At 35.3% G+C, this 20,742-nt stretch carries 13 protein-coding genes; 8 read left to right on the forward strand and 5 right to left on the reverse strand.

Annotation, left to right across the window (positions count from 1 at the left end):
- Position 1: 1 nt before the first annotated feature.
- Complete coding sequence (gene nifJ, locus KUA55_RS03305; RefSeq protein WP_218324740.1) at positions 2-3,529, forward strand: pyruvate:ferredoxin (flavodoxin) oxidoreductase; 3,528 nt, start codon at positions 2-4, stop codon at positions 3,527-3,529.
- Positions 3,530-3,686: 157 nt separating this feature from the next.
- On the opposite strand, the gene metF is transcribed toward nifJ, so the two are convergent.
- Together metF and metE are read right to left on the reverse strand one after the other, a co-directional pair.
- Complete coding sequence (gene metF / locus KUA55_RS03310; protein WP_218324741.1) at positions 3,687-4,556, reverse strand: methylenetetrahydrofolate reductase [NAD(P)H]; 870 nt, start codon at positions 4,554-4,556, stop codon at positions 3,687-3,689.
- A complete protein-coding gene (gene metE, locus KUA55_RS03315; RefSeq protein ID WP_218324742.1) occupies positions 4,543-6,807 on the reverse strand; it encodes a 5-methyltetrahydropteroyltriglutamate--homocysteine S-methyltransferase in 2,265 nt (754 codons plus the stop codon). The genes metF and metE overlap by 14 nt, the downstream gene beginning before the upstream one ends.
- 146 nt (positions 6,808-6,953) lie before the next feature.
- On the opposite strand from metE, the gene KUA55_RS03320 reads away from it, so the two are divergent.
- Positions 6,954-7,880, forward strand: coding sequence for a LysR family transcriptional regulator (locus tag KUA55_RS03320; protein WP_218324743.1), 927 nt, complete (start codon positions 6,954-6,956; stop codon positions 7,878-7,880).
- 34 nt (positions 7,881-7,914) lie between these two features.
- On the opposite strand, the gene KUA55_RS18265 is transcribed toward KUA55_RS03320, so the two are convergent.
- The 3 genes from KUA55_RS18265 to nox form a co-directional block, all read right to left on the reverse strand.
- Complete coding sequence (locus KUA55_RS18265; RefSeq protein WP_246601359.1) at positions 7,915-8,382, reverse strand: GyrI-like domain-containing protein; 468 nt, start codon at positions 8,380-8,382, stop codon at positions 7,915-7,917.
- A gap of 18 nt (positions 8,383-8,400) precedes the next feature.
- A complete protein-coding gene (locus KUA55_RS18270) occupies positions 8,401-8,760 on the reverse strand; it encodes a helix-turn-helix transcriptional regulator (protein WP_246601360.1) in 360 nt (119 codons plus the stop codon).
- A 157-nt stretch (positions 8,761-8,917) separates the two neighbouring features.
- The gene (gene nox / locus KUA55_RS03330; RefSeq protein ID WP_218324744.1) at positions 8,918-10,252 is read right to left on the reverse strand and encodes a H2O-forming NADH oxidase; all 1,335 of its coding nucleotides are present in this window, start codon (positions 10,250-10,252) and stop codon (positions 8,918-8,920) included.
- A 414-nt stretch (positions 10,253-10,666) separates the two neighbouring features.
- Between nox and KUA55_RS03335 the strand changes: the two genes are divergently transcribed.
- The 6 genes from KUA55_RS03335 (at position 10,667) to KUA55_RS03360 (ending at position 20,703) form a co-directional block, all read left to right on the forward strand.
- Positions 10,667-12,157, forward strand: coding sequence for a glycoside hydrolase family 1 protein (locus tag KUA55_RS03335; RefSeq protein ID WP_218324745.1), 1,491 nt, complete (start codon positions 10,667-10,669; stop codon positions 12,155-12,157).
- Between the two features lie 69 nt (positions 12,158-12,226).
- The gene (locus KUA55_RS03340; RefSeq protein WP_218324746.1) at positions 12,227-13,978 is read left to right on the forward strand and encodes a helix-turn-helix domain-containing protein; all 1,752 of its coding nucleotides are present in this window, start codon (positions 12,227-12,229) and stop codon (positions 13,976-13,978) included.
- Positions 13,979-14,090: 112 nt separating this feature from the next.
- Positions 14,091-15,926, forward strand: coding sequence for a beta-glucoside-specific PTS transporter subunit IIABC (locus KUA55_RS03345; protein WP_218324747.1), 1,836 nt, complete (start codon positions 14,091-14,093; stop codon positions 15,924-15,926).
- An 11-nt stretch (positions 15,927-15,937) separates the two neighbouring features.
- Positions 15,938-17,395: a glycoside hydrolase family 1 protein gene (locus tag KUA55_RS03350; RefSeq protein ID WP_218324748.1), complete on the forward strand. Its 1,458-nt coding sequence runs from the start codon at positions 15,938-15,940 to the stop codon at positions 17,393-17,395.
- Positions 17,396-17,928: 533 nt separating this feature from the next.
- Positions 17,929-18,768, forward strand: a complete 840-nt coding sequence (gene licT / locus KUA55_RS03355; RefSeq protein ID WP_218324749.1) for a BglG family transcription antiterminator LicT — start codon at positions 17,929-17,931, stop codon at positions 18,766-18,768.
- A gap of 12 nt (positions 18,769-18,780) precedes the next feature.
- Positions 18,781-20,703 (forward strand): beta-glucoside-specific PTS transporter subunit IIABC, encoded by a 1,923-nt coding sequence (locus KUA55_RS03360; protein WP_218324750.1) that lies wholly within the window; start codon positions 18,781-18,783, stop codon positions 20,701-20,703.
- The last annotated feature ends 39 nt before the right edge of the window (positions 20,704-20,742 follow it).

The following is a 20,742-nucleotide window of genomic DNA, read 5'->3' on the forward strand; positions in this document are numbered from 1 at the left end:
AATGAAAAAGATGAAAACAATGGATGGAAATACAGCAGCTGCCTATATTTCCTATGCATTTACAGAAGTTGCAGCGATTTACCCAATTACGCCTAGTTCAACAATGGCTGAAGTAGTCGATGAATGGGCTGTAAAGGGACAAAAAAATATTTTTGGTGAACCTGTTAAAGTAGTTGAAATGCAATCGGAAGCAGGGGCTGCTGGTACAGTTCATGGTTCCTTACAAACGGGCGTTCTTACCTCTACTTATACAGCCTCACAAGGATTATTGCTAATGATTCCTAATATGTATAAGATTGCCGGAGAATTATTGCCAAGTGTATTCCATGTTGCAGCACGTGCGGTCTCAACCAATGCTTTATCTATTTTTGGTGATCATAGTGATGTAATGGCTGCTCGTTCAACTGGGTTTGCGATGTTAGCAGAAAGTAGCGTACAAGAAGTAATGGACTTGTCTGCTGTTGCTCATTTAGCAAGTATTGAAGGCACTTTGCCTTTTGTAAACTTTTTTGACGGTTTCAGAACAAGTCATGAGTTGCAAAAAATTGAAGTATTAGATTATGAAGATTTAAAAGGTTTAGTTAATCAAGAAAAACTAAAAGAGTTTCGTGATCGTGCTTTGAATCCAAATAATCCACACGTTTCAGGAACTGCCCAAAACCCGGATCTTTATTTCCAATCTCGTGAAACAGTCAACCAATTTTATGATCGTTTACCAGCAGTTGTTGAAAAATATATGGCTGAAATTAATAAACTTCGTGGCACTAATTACGATTTAACAACTTATTATGGTGCTGAAGATGCAACCGAAGTGATTATTTCAATGGGTTCTGTGGCACCAACGATTCGTCAAACAGTAGATTATTTGAATAAACAAGGTCGCAAAGTGGGACATATTAATATTCACTTATACCGTCCTTTCCCAACTGAAAATTTATTGGCAAAATTACCAGATACAGTTAAAAGCATTGCCGTTTTAGATCGTACCAAAGAACCGGGTGCAGACGGCGAACCATTATTATTAGATGTTCAAAGCATCTTGTATCGTCATACAAAACGACCAATCGTTATTGGTGGCCGTTATGGTATTGCTTCAAAAGATACAACACCTGATCAAATTGTTTCTGTTTATGATGAATTAGTGAAACCAGTTGATGAAATGAAACAACGCTTCACAATCGGAATTATTGATGATGTGACGCATTTATCATTGGAAAAACGTGAAATTCTTGATTTGACGCCAGATACAACTTATCAAGCAAAATTCTGGGGCTTTGGTTCAGACGGTACTGTTGGTGCTAATAAACAAGCCATCAAAATCATCGGGAACCACACTGATCGTTATGCTCAAGCATACTTCTCTTATGACTCTAAAAAATCAAGCGGGTTAACCGTGTCTCATTTACGTTTTGGGATGGATCCGATTAATTCAATTTACTTAGTTGAACGTCCAAACTTTGTCGGTTGTCATAATGCCGCTTACTTACACAAATATGATTTGGTTAAAGGCCTAAGAGATGGCGGAACTTTCTTACTGAATACAGTTTGGGATGAAGAGCAGGTTAAAAAACACTTACCAAATTCGTTGAAACGTTATTTAGCAGAGCATAATATCAAGTTCTACATTATCAACGCTATGTCAATTGCCAGCAAAATTGGGTTAGGTCGCAGAATTAATACAGTTATGTCGGCTTCATTCTTTGAACTTTCAGATATTATGGAACGCGATGAGTTCTTGCCATTACTTAAAGAAGAAATTCAAAATACGTATGGCAATAAATCACAAAAAGTAGTTGAAATGAACTGGCAAGCAATTGATCAAACTTTCGATAAACTACATGAAGTTGAAGTACCAAAAGAATGGGCTGAAATTGAAGTTGTGGTTGAAAAAGTGGATGATTCTGATCGTCCAGCTTTTGTTCGCAATATTTTAGATCCAGTGAATCGCCAAGAAGGTGATGATCTTTCAGTTGGTGATTTGATTGATAATGGCATGTTAGCCGGTCGAATCCCGATGGGTACAGCAGCTTATGAAAAACGAGGAATTGCTCTAGAAGTCCCTGAATGGTTAACTGATAAATGTACCATGTGTAATGAATGTTCATTCGTTTGTCCACATGCTGCGATTCGTCCATTCTTAATTGATGAAGATGAAATTGGTGATGCACCAGAAGGTTTCATTACTCGTGACTTCAAGAAAAATGGTTTGATGTTCAGAATTCAAGTTTCATTAGAAGATTGTACTGGCTGTGGACTATGTGTGGAACAATGTCCTGCTTCAGCGCTTGTCATGAAACCTTATGAAGAACAAAAAGAAGAAGCTGTTAACTGGGCATTTGCAATGACTTTACGTCAAAAAGAAAACCCTGTGAAATTAGCTTCAGTTAAAGGCTCACAATTTGAACAACCATTATTAGAATTCTCAGGAGCATGTTCTGGTTGTGGTGAAACACCGTACATTAAATTATTAACACAATTATATGGTGATCGTATGATGATTGCTAATACTACTGGCTGTTCGTCAATTTGGGGCGCATCTGCACCAGTAACGCCTTACACTACTAACCAATTTGGTCAAGGACCTGCTTGGTCTAACTCATTATTTGAAGATAATGCTGAGTATGGTTTCGGTATGTACACAGCTACGCAAGTGAAACGTCAACGTCTAATGACAATGATGAAAGATGCTTTAGCAGAAGGTTTAGGCACTGAAGATACTCGAAACATTATGCAAGATTGGGTAGATCACGCATTAGAAGGTGACGGTTCTCAACAACGAGCAGCAAAATTAAAGGCTGTTTTAGCTGAGGAAACGGATGCAAAATTACAAGCAATTTTAGCTGAACAAGATGGTTTTGTTAAACCTAGTCAATGGATTATTGGTGGCGATGGTTGGGCTTATGACATTGGCTTTGGCGGAATTGATCATGTCTTGGCTTCTGGTGAAGACGTAAATATCTTTGTTATGGATAATGAAGTATATGCCAACACGGGTGGACAAATGTCGAAAGCAACACCAACATCTGCAATCGCAAAATTTGCAGCTGGTGGTAAGAAAACGGCTAAAAAAGACTTAGGTATGATGGCTGTCACTTATGGCAACGTTTATGTAGCACAAATTTCGATGGAAGCTAATGCAACTCAAGCTATTAAAGCTATTACTGAAGCGGAGGCTTATGATGGTCCATCAATCATCATTGGTTACACACCATGTATTGCTCACGGCTTACACGGTGGGATGACGAACTCAATTCAAGAAGCAAAAGCTGCAGTTGAGTCAGGATATTGGCAATTGTATCGCTATGATCCTCGTTTAGCTGCTAAAGGAAAAGATCCAATGCGGATTGACTTTAAGAAAGCTGACTTCTCTAAAATTCCAGATTTATTGGATACACAGACTCGTTTTGCTGCCTTGAAGAGCATCAAAAAAGATCCAGAAGTAGTGGAAGAAATGTATCAGCAAACTGTCGAAGATATGGAAAAACGTTCTGAAACATATGCTGACATGGCTAACATGAAGAAAAAATAAATCAATTATTCCCAAGCTGTAGATTATGGCTTGGGTTTTTTTATGCAAAAAAAGACTATGACATAAGTTAGAACAGAATTAATATATCTGAACGGCCTCTGATAATTAGGGTATTCAGGATATTTCATCTATAAAATACTTATGTCACAGTCTTTATTTAACTTATCATTTTCTGTTTATGGAATAGGGAAGCTGTGGCAGCTACAATTTGGTTTGCTGTTTCAGCGTGGTTCATAGTGTATAAATGAATGCCGGCTGAATCTTGGGTGACTAAATCGACAATTTGGTCAATTGCATAAGCAATTCCAGCATCTCGTAAGGCAATTGGATCGTGCTCATATTTTTCCAATATGGCTAGGAATTTTCTCGGTAATTTTGCTTCACTTGTTTTAATTAATCGCAATGCTTGATTACGATTAATAATTGGCATAATGCCCGCTAAAATTGGAACATTGATGTTGGCTAGTTGGCATTTTTCTTGGAAGTCATAAAAAAGTTCATTATCAAAAAAAAGTTGAGTAATTAGTTCGTTGCAACCTGCATCGACTTTTTGCTTAAGATTTTGAATATCCGTAATACGATTAGCAGAATCAGGGTGAATTTCTGGGTAACAAGCGCCACTGATTTTAAAATCAGGCTGCTTTGCTTGAATGAAATCGATTAAATCGCTGGCATATTTGAAATCATCTTTTGCAGGTTCTTCAGGTAAAATATCGCCACGTAAGGCTAAAATGTTTTTTATATTTAGTTGGTTCAAATGATCAAGAATAGTGGCTACTTCAATTTTTGTTAGATAAGCTGCTGGTAAATGAGTAACAGTCGGAATATTGAGTTGATTTTGGATATAATCGGCCAATTTGATTGTTGTTGATTCAAAACTTCCCTTGGTATTACTACAAGTGACACTAATAAAATCAGGAGAGAGTTGCTGCAAATCGTTGAGGATTTGCAGCATTTTCTGATTGCCGATTTGTGTTTTTGGTGGAAATATTTCAAAAGACAAGGAGGGTGTCTTATTTTTTGTCATGGATTAATAACTCCTTTCGGGCGAATTTTGCCGCAGCCGTCATATTTTGTAGACTGGCTTTTGTTTCTTTAATGCCTCGCGTTTTCAGTCCACAGTCTGGATTAATCCAAATTTTTTCTTGCGGTACTTTTGCTAAAATAGCATCAATTGTAGTTTTAATTTCTTCAGTGCTAGGAATTCGTGGCGAATGAATGTCATAGACTCCTGGGCCAACTTGCGTTTTAAAGTGATTAGCTTTTAATTCATCTAAAATTTCTAAATTTGACCGAGAAGCTTCAAAGGAGATGACATCAGCATCCATCTGATCAATTGCCGGAATAATATCAGTAAATTCGCTATAACACATATGGGTGTGAATTTGTGTTTGTGGCTGCACTTTACTATGAACTAACCGAAAAGCTGGAATAGCCCAATCTAAATATTCGCTGTACCAATCATTTTTTCTTAATGGTAATTTTTCTCGTAAAGCAGCTTCGTCAATTTGAATAATTCGGATGCCATTTTTTTCCAAGTCTAAAACTTCTTCTTGTATAGCTAGTGCAATTTGTAAGGTTGATTCTTTTAAAGAAATATCTTCTCGTGGAAAAGACCAGTTTAAAATGGTTACTGGACCAGTCAACATTCCTTTGACCCATTTGTTGGTCTGTTTTTGTGCGTATTTGGACCATTTAACAGTAATTGGTGCTGTTCGATAAATGTCTCCCCAAATAATTGGTGGCTTGACACCGCGAGTACCATAGGATTGCACCCAGCCATTTTTACTAAATAAATAGCCCGCTAAGTTTTGCCCAAAATATTCAACCATGTCGTTTCTTTCAAACTCTCCGTGAACTAACACATCTAGATCAATTTCTTCTTGCCATTGCAACCAGTTATCTATTTGCTGGGCAATGAATTGATCGTACGTTTTCTGGTCAATTTCCTTTTTCTTGAAACGCGCACGAGTTTGCTTAACTTCTTTGGTTTGCGGAAATGAACCAATAGTTGTGGTTGGTAATAAAGGTAATTGGAATTCTTTTCGTTGGAGAAGTTCTCTTTTTTCAAAAGCTGGTTGACGGATATATGACTCAGGCGTTAGAGAAGCAATTTTTTCTTCTACCTTTGGATCTTTTGTGAATCGTTCTTGTTGGAACAAGGCTTGATTTTTTTCTAGCTTTTCTGATTTTCCAGCAACTATCTCTGATAACTCAACCAGCTCATTTAATTTCTCAGTAGCATAAGAAAAATGTTTTTTAACTTCAACAGGGAATTCTTCGTTTTCAATAGAAAATGGTACATGTAATAATGAACAAGAAGTATTTAAAACAACATTTTGAGTAGGTAATTGTTGTAAAATTGCTAAGCTTTTTTGATATTGATTTCGCCAAATATTTTTTCCGTTGATGATACCCGCATATAATTTTTTATCAGCAGGAAAGCCTGTTTGTAATAATGATATATTTTTTGGACCTTCGACAAAGTCCAATCCGATAGCATCAATCGATAATTGAATCAAATCTTGATAAATATCACGAACATCACCGAAATAAGTTTGTAGCAAAATTTTTAAATCTTGTTTGTCATTTAATAAATTATGGTAAATATCTAAAAATAGTGCTTTTTGTTCTACAGAAAGATCGGTTACTAAGCTGGGTTCATCTAATTGAATCCACTGGGCACCTAACACTTTTAACTCCTTGAAAATGTCTTGATAAGCAATCGTAAGATCATTCACAAAATCTTTTGCAGAAATACCCTCCTCAAAATCTGCCAATGAAAGTAAGGTAAATGGTCCAATTAAAACTGGACGAGTCTCGATATCTAATGCTTTTGCCTCTTGATATTCATCAAATATTTTACTGCTGTTAATTTTTACTTTAGTTATTTTTTCAAACTTCGGTACTAAATAGTGATAATTGGTATTAAACCACTTTTTCATAGGTAAAGCTTTGATATCAATTGTTTCTGACTGATGCCCACGAGCTAAAGCAAAGAATTTTTCTAAAGACGATAAGGGACTAGTTTCAACATTTGACGGAATGATATTGAATAAAAAAGCTGTGTCTAAGAGATTGTCGTATAGGGAAAAGTCATTACTGACAACTTCATCTACACCTGATTCTTTGACTAATTGCCAATGTTTTCGGCGTAATTCTTTTGCTGTAGCTTGTAATTCTGATTCATTTATTTCATTTCTAAAATATTTTTCAGTTGCAAATTTTAATTCTCTAAATTCACCCAATCTGGGAAAACCAATAATTGTTGTAGTCATATATTCTTCCTCCTAAGTACTCCTTGTTGTTATTTGAAAGATTAACATGAATATGAATGCTTGGATAATTGAAAAAATATGGCAAAAGTTATAGCTAAAAACTATAACCTGACGTAAACTATTTAAAAAGATATAAGGGAGAAAAAATGAGAATCCAACAACTGCAATATTTAGAGGAAATTGTGAAAACTGGCTCAATTAATGAGGCAGCAAAACAGCTTTTTTTAACTCAGCCTAGTGTTTCTAATGCAATTAAAGAATTAGAAAATGAATTGAATTTGAAACTGCTGTTACGGAGTAAAATGGGTGTTTCCCTGACTGATGAAGGACGAGAATTTATGATTTATGCCCGTCAAATTTTAGATCAGGTAAATTTATTAGAGGAACGGTATAAGCAACAAAGTAAGCGAAAACAAGCTTTCTCAGTTTCAGCACAACATTATGCTTTTGTGGTGCATGCTTTTGTGGAGTTGATTCGGGGAGTGGAAAGTGAAAAATACCAATTTACTTTACGAGAAACTGAAACGCAAAATATTTTGACAGATTTAAGTAGCTTTAAAAGTGAAATCGGTATTTTATATTTAAATGATTTTAATCAAAAGGTGTTGAAGAAACTATTTAAAGAAGAAAACTTGATTTTCACGCCTTTATTTGATGCAAAGCCCCATGTCTTTGTTGGGATTCAAAATCCATTAACAAAAAAGACAACTGTAAGTTTAGAGGATTTGCTGGATTATCCGTATTTGTCTTATGAACAAGGTGAGGGGAATTCTTTTTATTTTTCTGAAGAAATTTTGAGTACCTTGGATCATAAAAAACAAATCAAAGTATCTGATCGAGCTACTATTTTTAATTTGATGGTTGGTTTAAATGGATATACCATTAGTTCGGGAATCATTTCTAGTGAATTAAATGATGATAAAATTGTTGCGATACCGCTAGAGGTTGAAGATACTATTACTTTAGGTTGGCTAAAACATGAACAAACTGCCTTAACACCGATTGCCAATGAGTATTTAGAAATGCTCAAAACTCACATTCGAGGTTTTGGTTTCACTATCATTGGGGAATAAGATAAAGCGAGGATTTTTACATCCTCGCTTTACTTTATTTTACTGGAAACCAGACTTGGAATTCTGAATGAATGGGGTCGTTGTTTAAATAAGCCTCTAATACAGGTAAGTTCGCATATTCGAAACCAGATGTGGGTAACCATTCGGTATAAATTTGTTTATTTAGTTCTTGAATTCCTTTTGGCATCTCACCAGTCCCGTCGAAGATTGCCCATTTAGCTGCGGGTAAATAATACTCATCGAAACCTGATAATTTTTGATCACTTTGAATACCAATCATGTACTCCCATTGTTTTTGATCAATGTTTTCTGAAATACTAATGCCATATACCGCAGGAAATTCTGGTTGAATTAAAGGAAATAATTTTTCGAGATAGCCTTCTGTTGAGAGTTTTTGCCAAAATTTTGGGATTTCTACCATTGCTGTTTCGACATCAGGACCCAGAGATACTTTCTTTCCAATAAAACGAAGCTGTCCTTTTTCGACAATTTTGTAAGCCATTGCTGCCACTCCTTTAATTTAAATTGAGAAGTTTAGCTTTGGATAGCTTAGCAGTTTGGTATCAGAATTTTTTGCTTGTTGCGGAGTCATACCTTGAATCTTTTTGAAAGCACGATTAAATGAAGTAGGGGAATCATAGCCATATTTGACTGCTACATCAATTACTTTTCCGCTATTCTGTAAATCGACTGCTGCGAGACTCATTTTTCGACGACGAATGTATTCTCCTAAAGAGACGTCGGCAATATAAGAAAACATCCGTTGATAATGATAACTGGAACAACAGGCAATCTTTGCAATTTCTTCATAAGAAATTTCTTGCTCTAGATGATTTTCCAAATAATTTAAGCTCTGATTTAACCGTTCTAACCAATCCAAATAGTTCACTTCCTTTCCCACAACTGTTGTGGTATTTATAGTTTAAGGTAATTTCTGCAGTTGAGCCTCTTAAATTGTGCACAAAACAGCGAGTGTAAAATATGTAGAAAAAAAGTGATAAGCAAAATATTGATTTCGCTTATCACTTTACCTTTAATTATTCAGCACTTAAAGCAGCCATCGTAATGTAGTTATATGGCTGATTGAAGTGAGGCAAGAAGAAAATATCTAATAATTTTAATTTATCGATAGTTACACCTTCTTCAATTGCTAATGAGAACATATGAATACCCATAGCAATTTCAGGAGTAGTTGAAGCAAGTTGGGCACCAACTACTCGACGAGAACCTTCTTCATAAACGATTCGAATCTTCACTTTATCGTTTTCTTTCATAAAGCCAGGTTTTTGTAAGTCTTCAAAGTCAGTATGTTTTACTTTCATGCCATTTTTTTCAGCAGCTTCAACGGATAAGCCAGTTGAAACCATATTGTAACCAAAGATGGAAATACCGTTTGAACCTTGAACACCAGTCGATTCTAAAGGAGTTCCGCCAATATTATGGGCAGCGACAATCCCTGAACGAACAGCATTTGTCGCTAAGGCAATATAAGTTGTATCTCTTAAGGCATTTGAATAAACGGTCGCACAATCGCCAACAGCATAAACATTCTCATCACTTGTTTGTTGATGACGATCAACTAAGTAAGCGCCATTTTTAAATAATTTTAGATGATCTTTAGCTAAGTCATTATTTGGTAAGAAACCAATTGCATTGATAACTAAATCAACTGGATATTCTCCCGCTTTAGTAACGATCCGTTCAACTTTTTCATCACCTTTATACTCGTTAACCAATTCATCAAAATGTAATTGAATATCATGTTTCGTTAAAACTTGATCCATGTCATTTGTGAACCATTTGTCATAGTAGTTTGGTAAAGAGCGAGAAGCAGCATCAAATAATAGAACATTTTTGCCACGTCGTTTAGCAGCTTCGGCAATTTCAACACCGATATAACCAGCTCCGATAACAGCTACATTTTCTACATCATCATTTGCTAAAATCGCATCAACAGCTTGTCCGTCTTGGAAACGTTTCAAGAAATGGATGTTCTCTAAATCTTTACCAGGAACTTGCGGTGAGATAGGTAAAGAACCAGTTGCTAGAATTAGTTTGTCGTAAGTTTCAACAACTTTTTCGCCATCTTTAGTTAAAGCATGAACTTCTTTTTTATCAAAATCAATATGATCAACCGTAGTTTCCATCATGATTCTAGCGCCTTTTGCTTCAAAATCTTCCTTCTTTGTATAGAATAATCCTTCGTAAGAATCAATTTGACGACCTACCCATAAAGCAGTTCCGCAACCTAGATAACTTAAGTTTGTGTTGCGATCGATCATTACGACTTCTTGATCTTTATAAGTGTCCAATAAAGTATTTGCAGCTGCAATTCCCGCATGGTTCGCTCCGATAATAATTGTCTTTGTCATTAATAAATTCCTCACTTCCAAAATAAGATTAATTTGTTACGACAGCAATTGTAAAGTATTTCACAAAAAACGATAGAACTAAGGTCAATCTTTCCCCCTTTAACAAATAAAGTTTTTTGGGATGAGCGATTCAAGTATTATTTTTTATGATATCGCTCTCACTTTAAAATTATACCAGAAAAGTTAAACTAAATTAAGAATAATTACAAAAAAAGAGAAATATTGTTAAATTAGTGTATTTGACTGTTAAAGTAGGATCATTATGTAACAGAATTGAGAATGGTAATGGCTAATTAACTTTCTTTCGTTCACAAAATTTCTTTTTTACATAGGAAAATTCTAGTATGGCAAATTTACGGCAATAAATATATGCTTATATTAAGAAAACGGATTCGAAAATATAGGAGGGTCATTATGACAGAAACCAATGTATTTCCCGAAAATTTTTTATGGGGTGGTGCAGTAGCTGCCAATCAAGTAGAAGGAGCTTGGCTAGAGGATGGAAAACTACCTAATGTAACAGATACTTTACTTGGTATTATGAATCAGCATCCAAGTATCTCATGGAATGAAGCCCAAGGAATTTGGGAGTTGGACTTACCTGAAGATATCGCTTTTTTATCTCACGAGGCGGTAGATTTTTACCATCGTTTTGAAGAGGACATTAAAATGATGAGTGAAATGGGTTTTAAAGCTTTTCGTACAAGCATTTCATGGGGACGGATTTTTCCAAAAGGTGACGAAGAAGAGGCAAATGAAGCTGGTCTACTTTTTTATGACCGCTTAATCGAGACTCTTTTAAAATATCACATGGAACCAGTGCTCACTTTAAGTCATTATGAAACGCCCTTAGCTTTAGTAGCAGAATATGGGGGTTGGCAAGATAGACGTTTAATTGATTTTTTTGATCGTTATGCGACAGTTATTTTCAATCGCTATAAAGGGAAAGTAAAGTACTGGATGACCTTTAATGAGATAAATAATGCTTTTCGGATGCCTTATGCTGCTGCAGGTGTAGTCAAATTTCCGGCGACAGATCCAAAAGAACCAATTGCAACTTTGACTAAAAAAGAAATTTTTCAAGCGGTTCATCACTTATTTGTCGCTAATGCATTAGCAACAAAAAGGATGCAAGCAGCAGATCCTGATGCATTAATGGGTGTGATGTTTAGTTTTTCTTCTTTAGCAACTTATCCCGTGGATTGTAATCCTGAGAATGTTTTTGGAGCCTTAGAATTTAAACGCAATTCATATCTATATTCTGATGTGATGTGTCGTGGACATTATCCTGGATATGTCAAAAGGATTTGGCGTGAAGAAGACTGTGCACCAGAAATTGCTGCAGGGGATCTAGATTTATTAGCAGAGTATACTTCAGACTATGTTGCATTTAGTTATTATCGTAGTACCGTTTACAGTAAAGATGCTGAGATGCGTGTAGACACTGGTGGTGCAAAAGGTTTTGATAATCCTTTCTTGACTGAAAAATCTCCTGAACCTTGGAATTGGCCAATTGATCCGCTAGGTTTCCGCTATGTTATGAATGAGTTAACTGATCGGTATGAGCTACCATTATTTATCGTTGAAAATGGCTTGGGAATTGATGAAACGCCTGACGAAAATCAAAGAATCAACGATGTTGAAAGAGCGCGCTATTTAAAAATGCATATTGAACAAATGGCAGAAGCAATTAAAGATGGTTGTGATGTTATTGGTTATCTTTGGTGGGGACCCATCGATATTGTTTCAGCAGGAACTGGTGAAATGAAGAAACGTTATGGCTTTATTTATGTCGATCGCCATAATGATGGCAGTGGCAGTTTCAAGCGGCTGAAAAAAGATAGCTTTGATTATTTCAAACAAGTGATTGAAACAAATGGCGCTAACCTTTCTATTAACATTTAAAATAATTAGCTGTACTTAAACTATTAAGTACAGCTTTTTTGCTACAATAAGCATGGAGGTGATCATTCAATGGATTTAACAAAACGGCAATTAGAACTGTTAGTCTACTTAGCCAATATCAATACTTGGCTAACTAGTGAAAAGCTAGCTGAACATATTCACACCAATAAAAAAACGGTACAATCTGAAATTAAAAACATGCTGGAACTTTATCCAGATGATATAGAGATTGAAAGTAACAAACGTAATGGCTATCATCTTTTATTTCTAGCACCAGAATTACAAACCCAAATCGTAGCAGAAGTAAAGAAACATAAAATGTATTCCAGTATGAATTTTAGAGCATCAACTATTATTATCTATTTAATATTTCAAGAAGACTACGTCAGTATGCAGCACTTAGCTGATCTTTTTTTTCTATCAAAAACAGCTATCTCAAATGAAATTAAAACAATCCAACGCTGGATAGAACGTAATGTTCATTTAGATTTAGAGATTTCCAGTCACAAGGGGCTAAAAATTCATAGTAGTGAAAATATGCGACGAATTTTTGCTTCAATGGTGGGAACTGAGTCAGTTCTAATCGAGAGTAAATTACCAGAAGCATTTATTATGGAAGTGTTAGAAAAAATATCAGTGATTCAAAACTTTATGCAAACTGCTTTGATTGAGGCCAATTATATTGTTTCTGGAGAAGATTTCTTAAGATATGCCCGTTATGTGAGTTTGACAGTCGTCAGAGGAAAGAATCAAAAAAAATTAGAATTGTTAGAACAAAATGATCTCTTAGTTTCAGTGATTGACAAACTAACATTGTTTTTAGATAAAACTTTTGATTATTCTTTGGACGATAATGAGCAAACGGCTTTAGGAAATCGTCTGTTAGAACTAAATTATTTACATTTAAACGAAGGCGACAATTTAGTTTTAAAACAAAAACTGCGAAAATTTGAAACAGCTTTAATTGATTATTTAAAGCTACCAACTGAGCAACTTTTTAAAAATCCCGATGCATTACTAGTCCATATTCAGCAGATGGCAACTAGAATGGCGGCAGGTCACAATGTGTTAAACCATTTCGCTCAAAAAACACTGTCTAATTATCCTTTGGAAACCTATTTAGTGCGTCGATTTTTTCCGTTGTACTTTGACTTGCGACCGAATCTTGCTGAACTTTCTTATTTAGTCTTGTATTTGGCAGAAGCATTAGAGAATTATCGTAGTGAGGGGAATTTGCTAATTGTCAGTAATCAGCCCTTGAGTATTTTAAATGCTTTAAAACGCAGTATAGAGAATAGCTTACAACGAAAAATCCGCCAAGTGCAAATTGAACCAGTTTATGTTTTTGAAGCAAAAAAAGAACAACATGATTACAGCGTGTTATTGACCACAGAACAAGAAATAGTTTTCGAGAATCCAGGCTTCAGTTTTATTCCGAGTGTTTTATCAGAAGCAGAACTGAATGAATTAAGCACGGAGCTTTATCACGTTATTAGTGAACGAGAAGAAATAAATAAGAAAAACTTTTTGTCCAAATACTATGGGGCAGAAAGTCAGGTAGATATTACTAAAAAAATAGATAATATTCATCAATTATTACCTAATTCTAGTGAATTAGTATTGGTGCCTATTACTTCAAAAATCTTATTTGCTTGTGAAATAAAAGAAAGTGGTATGTCTCAAATACGTGAATATCATTTAAAAGAACCCATCATCTATCAGCAAAGAAAAATTTCAACTTTGATCCATATATCCTATGTTAAAAATCCCAAAATACTAGCCGATTTTTCTGCAATCAGTGAAATCCTAACGACAAAATAGTGTTCAGTCAATTTCCTTTTTAGTGACGATTTATCTTGAATGGCATGAAAAGGTTTTCCTTCTTATACTATTGATATAGAAAACGGATACAAATTATAAGGGGGAAACAAAAATGGATTATCAGCAATTGGCTAAAGATATTTTAAAAAATGTTGGCGGAGAAGAAAATGTCAGTAATTTATATCACTGTGCCACAAGATTACGTTTCACGCTAAATGATCAGCAAAAAGCGAAAAAAGCTGAGATAGAAAATTTAACCGGTGTCATTACAGTCGTTGAAGCTGGTGGAATGTTCCAAGTGGTTATTGGTAACACAGTCAATGATGTTTATGAAGCCATCACTAAGATATCAAATCTCGGAACTGCTAGCTCAGAAGTAACCGAAAAAAAAGAAAAGAAAAGTATCTTAAATAGTTTTATTGATATGATTGCTGCGGTTTTTGCACCAACTTTAGGTGTTTTAGCAGGTAGTGGGTTAATTAAAGGAGTTTTGGCTTTGTTAACAAGTGTCGGTTGGCTATCAATTGAAAGTGGCACTTATGTTGTTTTAAATGCTGCAGCAGATGCTTTCTTCTATTTCTTGCCAATTTTCTTAGCTTATACTGCAGCAAAAAAATTCAAAACAGATATCTTTATCGCCATGGTTTTAGCCGCAGCGTTAGTATATCCATCAATTACAACAGCTTTTACAGATGGAACAGCGTTAAATTTTATCGGCATACCAGTTTCGCTGGCAAGATATTCTAGCACCGTTATTCCAGCGATTTTGGCAGTTTATGTGTTATCACATTTAGAACGTCTAATTAGACCTAGACTCCATGAAAGTGTCAGAAATTTATTAACCCCATTTATCTGCTTGATTGTCATGGTTCCTTTGACGTTAATGGTGGTTGGTCCGATTGCAAATATGGCTAGTGAATTAATTGCGAATGGGTATTTAGCTGTTTATAATTTCAGTCCAATTTTATCTGGTGCAGTGATTGGTGGATTCTGGCAAGTCTTAGTCATCTTCGGATTACATTGGGGTATGGTGCCAGTAATGACGAATAACATCAGCTTTTATGGTCGAGATACTTTAGGACCTGGTTGCATGACAGCTGTTGCCGCACAAGCTGGGGCTGTTTTAGGGGTGTTTTTCAAAGCTAAAGATAAAAAGGTAAAAAGCTTAGCTATTTCATCTTTCATTAGTGCATTATTTGGAATTACTGAGCCAGCTGTCTATGGGATTACTTTAAAATACAAAAAACCATTTTATATTGCTTGCGGTGTTGGTGCAATCTTTGGTGGAGTAGCAGGTGCTGCTGGTGCCGGCGCATTAGCTGTCGCTACAAGAAGTATCTTGTCTTTCCCAATCTATATTGGTCAAGGTTTTGTTTGGCTATTCGCTAGTTATTTCTTATCTATGTTTGTTTCATGTATTTTAACTTTCCTATTTGGTTATAAAGATGAAGTTGCCGCTGAAGAAGACCAATTGATCTTAGCCAATGAAAAAGCCTTAGTATTAGAAAAACCTGCGCAAGGAAAAACGATTGCTTTGACTGAAGTTAATGATCCAACTTTTGCTAGTGGTGCAATGGGCGAAGGTTTTGCTGTCATTCCGACTAGGGGAGAAGTTTATAGCCCGGTTGCTGGAACCATTACCTCTATTTTTCCCACCAAACACGCAGTAGGAATGATAACACCAGAAGGGGCTGAAATCTTAATCCATATTGGTATTGATACAGTTAATTTGGCTGGAAAATATTTTAAAACTTCAATTGCTGAAAATGATTCAATTAGAGCCGGTGAATTATTGGTAAGCTTTGATTTAGCAGCCGTTCAAGCTGCCGGATATGATCCAACAATTATGGTAATGGTCACTAACAGTACGAAATTTGGGTCTATTGAATTTGTAGATGAAAATCAAAGTCTGCCTTTGAATGATCAATTTGCAGAACTTTTAGTATAAGGAGAAAAGCTATGACAAAATTTCCGAAAGATTTTTTATGGGGCGGTGCAACAGCTGCTCATCAAGTTGAAGGTGGATTCGACGAAGGCGGAAAAGGACTTTCTGTTTCAGATGTTTATACATTTGACAGTAGTTTGCCAAAAGAAAAATGGACAGACCAATGGCATTTGATGACACATGCTCAAGTGGCGGAGGCACAAAATCCAGATAGTAAAAAATATTATCCAAAACGGAACGGCAATGATTTTTATCATCACTACAAAGAAGACATCGCGCTATTTGCAGAAATGGGCTTCAAATGTTACCGCACATCGATTGCTTGGACTCGAATATTTCCAAATGGAGATGAGGACTTGCCGAATGAAGCTGGTCTAGCTTTCTACGATAAAATGTTTGATGAACTTTTAAAATACGGTATTGAACCGGTCGTTTCTTTGTCCCATTATGAAATGCCTTTACATTTGGCAACCGAATATGGTGGCTGGCCGAATCGTCAGTTAATTGATTTCTATGTTAAATTTGCAACAACTGTTTTTAAACGATATAAGAATAAAGTAAAATATTGGATGACTTTTAACGAAATTAATTGTGTGAAGCACCATCCATACGTGAGCATTGGTGTGATCGAAGAAAATCATCCCAATATTGAACAAGCTAAATATCAAGGTGCACATCATCAATTTATCGCAAGTGCTCTGGCGACTAAAGCTTGTCATCAAATTATTCCTGACTCAAAAGTAGGTTGTATGATTAGTTATCAATTATTGATTCCATATTCATGTGACCCAGATGATGTTCAAAAAACTGTCGAAAGTCAAAGAACCTCTCTATTTTTCTCAGATGTCCAAGCTCGGGGCTATTATCCTGCTTATACAAAAAGAATGTTTGAAGAAAAAGGGGTTGTTTTAGAGACTGAAGTTGGTGATGAAGAAATATTGCGGCAGTATCCAGTAGATTTTATTTCTTTTAGTTACTACATGTCGTCAGCTGTCTCAGCTCATCCTGAAAATTTAGAAAATGCAGAAGGAAATTTGATTACCGGCGGAATAAAAAATCCGTATCTACCTAGCAGTGAGTGGGGTTGGCAAATTGATCCAAAAGGTTTGAGAATTGCTTTAAATCAACTCTATGATCGCTATCAAAAACCATTATTTATTGCTGAAAATGGTCTGGGTGCTGTTGATCAAATTGAAAAAGATGGTACCATTCAAGACGATTACCGAATTGATTACTTAAAACAACATATTGAACAGATACAAGAGGCAATTCATGATGGTGTTGACTTATTTGGTTACACTTCGTGGGGATGTATTGATATTGTCAGTGCTTCAACCTCACAAATGTCTAAACGTTATGGCTACATTTATGTTGATCAAGACGATGAAGGTCATGGTACAAGAAATAGAAGAAAGAAAAAATCCTTTGACTGGTATAAAAATGTCATAGCGACAAACGGTGAAGAATTATAAAAAAGAAATTCCTGCCAGCCGGTAGGAATTTTTTCGGCTTTAATGGCACTAAAAGCTGCTGACAAATCAATAATCAGAAAATACACCTTAAATTAAAACTAATTTAAAAGAAATAAATAATATTTTCAGTTTAGTATAGAAAATTAGTCTTCTTAATTTATTTTAAACGTAATTATTCTTTTAAATTGGCTAACAATAGTACTATAAAATAATCTAACATTTACAATTTCAAAGACTTTTAATCAAAAAACTAAAAAAGAACAAAAAAAATCATTGACAGCGTTTTCTTAATTTGCTATGATGATTTTGAAGAAAATAGACCACTGATGGATAGTGATTGTTTAAGTACAAGCTAAACCTGATGAAAGTACGCTTTTTTGTGTACGTTCATTGGGTTTTTTTGTTGCAAAAAAATAATAAATGAATATTTTTTGTATTTATTTTATATCACATCTGTCATGAAAAATAACAAATAAGGAGTTGGTTATTTATTATTTATTGTTGCAGATAGTAGGAAAATGGAGGATCTAAGCATGCAGATTCAAAAAATTCTAAACAATAATGTTGTGATCACAACAGATCAAAATAATAATGAAGTTGTTGCAATGGGACGTGGTTTAGCGTTCAAAAAAAAAATCGGAGATGTCATTTCTAGTAAAGAGATTGATAAAATTTATCGTCTAGATAATGAAAATTTATCTCACAAGTTTCAAGAATTATTAGAAAATGTTCCTCTTATCTATGTTGAGTTGGCCACTGAAATTATAGATGAGGCAAAGAAAAAATTAGATAAACCCTTAAACGATTCACTATATTTGTCTTTAACGGATCATTTACATGGTGCGATTGAAAGAGGAAGAGAAGGAATCCAATTAAAAAATTTATTGCTTTGGGATATCAAACGTTTTTTTCCTGATGAATATGCATTGGGAAAGAAAGCGATTGTCCAAGTTAAAGAGTTGTTTTCAGTTGATTTAGGAGATGACGAAGCTGGAAATGTTGCTTTGCATTTGGTAAATGCACAAAGCGATGTTGAAAATGGTAACGTCCAGGAATTAACTGAATTGATGCAAGAAATCATTCAAATTACCAGCTATTATTTTAAAGTTCAATTTGACGAAGAATCGGTCTATTTTTATCGCTTTACCACGCATCTACGCTTTTTTGCTTCAAGAATTTTAACTAATAAACAGTTCAATGATGAAACGGACGAAGAATTATTATTGATGATCCAAAAGAAATATCAGAATGCTTATTATTGCACGGAAAAAATTGCGACATTTATTTATCAGAAATATCAGTATTTAATGACTAATGATGAAAAATTATATTTGACAATTCATATTGCAAGACTTGTTCAAAAAACTATTTGAGGAGGATAAAAGATGGGAAAATATGAAGATTTGGCAAAAAAGATCGTCGATAATGTTGGGGGAAGTGACAATATTAATAGTCTGACCCATTGTATTACCCGTTTACGCTTTAAATTGAAAGATGAAAATAAAGCCAAAGATGAAGTTTTAAAAAATACGGATGGTGTTGTGACTGTCATGAAAAGTGGCGGACAGTATCAAGTAGTCATCGGTAATCACGTACCTGATGTCTACGCAGATGTGCAATCAGTAGCTGGAATAAGTGGTGAATCTGAAGATGCCGCAAAAAGTGATGGCAATATTTTTAACCGTTTAATCGACATCTTAAGTGGTTGTTTCCAACCATTTTTAGGTGCTTTAGCAGCGGCCGGGATGATTAAAGGTTTAAATGCTTTGTTAGTATTTTTGGGAACGTTGGGCTGGTTCAACTACACGGTGACATCTGGTAATTATTTGATGTTAAATGCCATTGGTGACGCAATATTTATGTTCATGCCAGTAGTTCTTGGTTTCACTGCAGCGAAAAAATTTGGACTAAATCCAATGGTGGGAATTGTAGTAGGTGCTGCAATGTGTTACCCAACAGTTCAAGGAACAGCGTTACAGGCAGCCTTTACTGAAGCTGCTGGTGCAAATGCAGCTGCGCCATATAGCTTGTTTGGATTACCGGCATATGAGAGATTCTTTGGCATTCCATGGGTAGGAGCAAACTATACTAGTAGTGTTGTACCAGTTATTTTTATTATTGCCTTTGCTGCCCAAATTCAAAAATTGGCGAAAAAGATTATTCCGACTGTTGTACAAAATTTCGTTGTACCATTTTTAGTTCTTTTAATTGCTTTACCGATTGGTTTTTTGGTCATTGGACCCGTAATTTCAATTTTAACTGATCTTTTAAGTGCTGGTTTCCAAGCATTGATGGCCTTCTCACCAGCATTATATGGTGTGGTTTTAGGTTTCTTCTGGCAAGTGCTGGTTATCTTCGGTTTACATTGGTCAATTGTTCCATTAGCAATTATGCAAGTAACCATGAATGGATCAAGTATGATTTTAACAGGTACATTTGGCGCAAGTTTTGCTCAAACTGCCGTTGTTTTAGCTATGTACTTCAAGCTAAAAGACAAAAATTTGAAAGCTTTATGCCCGCCAGCAATTATTTCAGGCTTGTTCGGTGTAACCGAGCCAGCAATTTACGGGATTACTTTACCTAAAAAGACGCCATTTGTTTTCTCAATGATCGCCGGAGCTGTTTCAGGTCTGTTTTTAATGATTAATCAAGTGACTGCCTTCACATCAGGTGGATTAGGAATTTTTGGTATTTTTAACTACATTTCTCCAGATGGAAATGCTAGAGGCATGTGGATTTCATTAATAGCGATTGGTATCGCTGGAGTCGTTGGTTTTGGTTTAACAATGGCTTTTTGGAAGGATAAAACTGTTGTTGCTGATCAAGAATTACCAGAAAATGCTGCAAAAATTCGGAAAGAAGTTGTTACCTCTCCATTAGAAGGACAGTTAATGCCACTAGATACAGCAAGTGATCAAGCTTTTGCCCAAGGTATTTTAGGTAGAGGTGTTGTGATTCATCCAACTAAAGGAGAAGTCGTTGCCCCATTTGACGGTACAGTTATGACGATGTTCCCGACAAAACATGCGATTGGTTTAGTTTCAGATCATGGTATGGAACTATTGATTCATATTGGTATGGACACCGTTCAATTAAATGGAAATTTCTTTGAAAATCACGTCAAACAAGGTGACAAGGTAAAACGTGGAGACAAATTAGTGAGTTTTGATATTCAAGAAATTCGAAATGCTGGTTATTCCGTCGAAACTCCTGTAATCGTTACCAACTCAGCTGATTATTTAGATATTGTTGAATCAGATAAAAAAGAAATTAACGACAATGACGAACTATTAACAGCGGTATTGTAAATCAATAATTAAAGAAAAGTCCTTTAACTAGTGACTTTT

It is taken from the genome of Enterococcus alishanensis (genome assembly GCF_019218635.1).
GTDB classification, from domain to species: Bacteria; Bacillota; Bacilli; order Lactobacillales; family Enterococcaceae; genus Enterococcus_A; species Enterococcus_A alishanensis.

Excerpts from the sequence above, each read along its gene's own strand:
- nifJ (WP_218324740.1), top strand. The coding sequence starts at position 2 with ATGAAAAAGATGAAAACAATGGATGGAAATACAGCAGCTGCCTATATT.
- metF (WP_218324741.1), bottom strand. The coding sequence starts at position 4,556 with ATGACAAAAAATAAGACACCCTCCTTGTCTTTTGAAATATTTCCACCA.
- metE (WP_218324742.1), bottom strand. The coding sequence starts at position 6,807 with ATGACTACAACAATTATTGGTTTTCCCAGATTGGGTGAATTTAGAGAA.
- KUA55_RS03320 (WP_218324743.1), top strand. The coding sequence starts at position 6,954 with ATGAGAATCCAACAACTGCAATATTTAGAGGAAATTGTGAAAACTGGC.
- KUA55_RS18265 (WP_246601359.1), bottom strand. The coding sequence starts at position 8,382 with ATGGCTTACAAAATTGTCGAAAAAGGACAGCTTCGTTTTATTGGAAAG.
- nox (WP_218324744.1), bottom strand. The coding sequence starts at position 10,252 with ATGACAAAGACAATTATTATCGGAGCGAACCATGCGGGAATTGCAGCT.
- KUA55_RS03335 (WP_218324745.1), top strand. The coding sequence starts at position 10,667 with ATGACAGAAACCAATGTATTTCCCGAAAATTTTTTATGGGGTGGTGCA.
- KUA55_RS03340 (WP_218324746.1), top strand. The coding sequence starts at position 12,227 with ATGGATTTAACAAAACGGCAATTAGAACTGTTAGTCTACTTAGCCAAT.
- KUA55_RS03345 (WP_218324747.1), top strand. The coding sequence starts at position 14,091 with ATGGATTATCAGCAATTGGCTAAAGATATTTTAAAAAATGTTGGCGGA.
- KUA55_RS03350 (WP_218324748.1), top strand. The coding sequence starts at position 15,938 with ATGACAAAATTTCCGAAAGATTTTTTATGGGGCGGTGCAACAGCTGCT.
- licT (WP_218324749.1), top strand. The coding sequence starts at position 17,929 with ATGCAGATTCAAAAAATTCTAAACAATAATGTTGTGATCACAACAGAT.
- KUA55_RS03360 (WP_218324750.1), top strand. The coding sequence starts at position 18,781 with ATGGGAAAATATGAAGATTTGGCAAAAAAGATCGTCGATAATGTTGGG.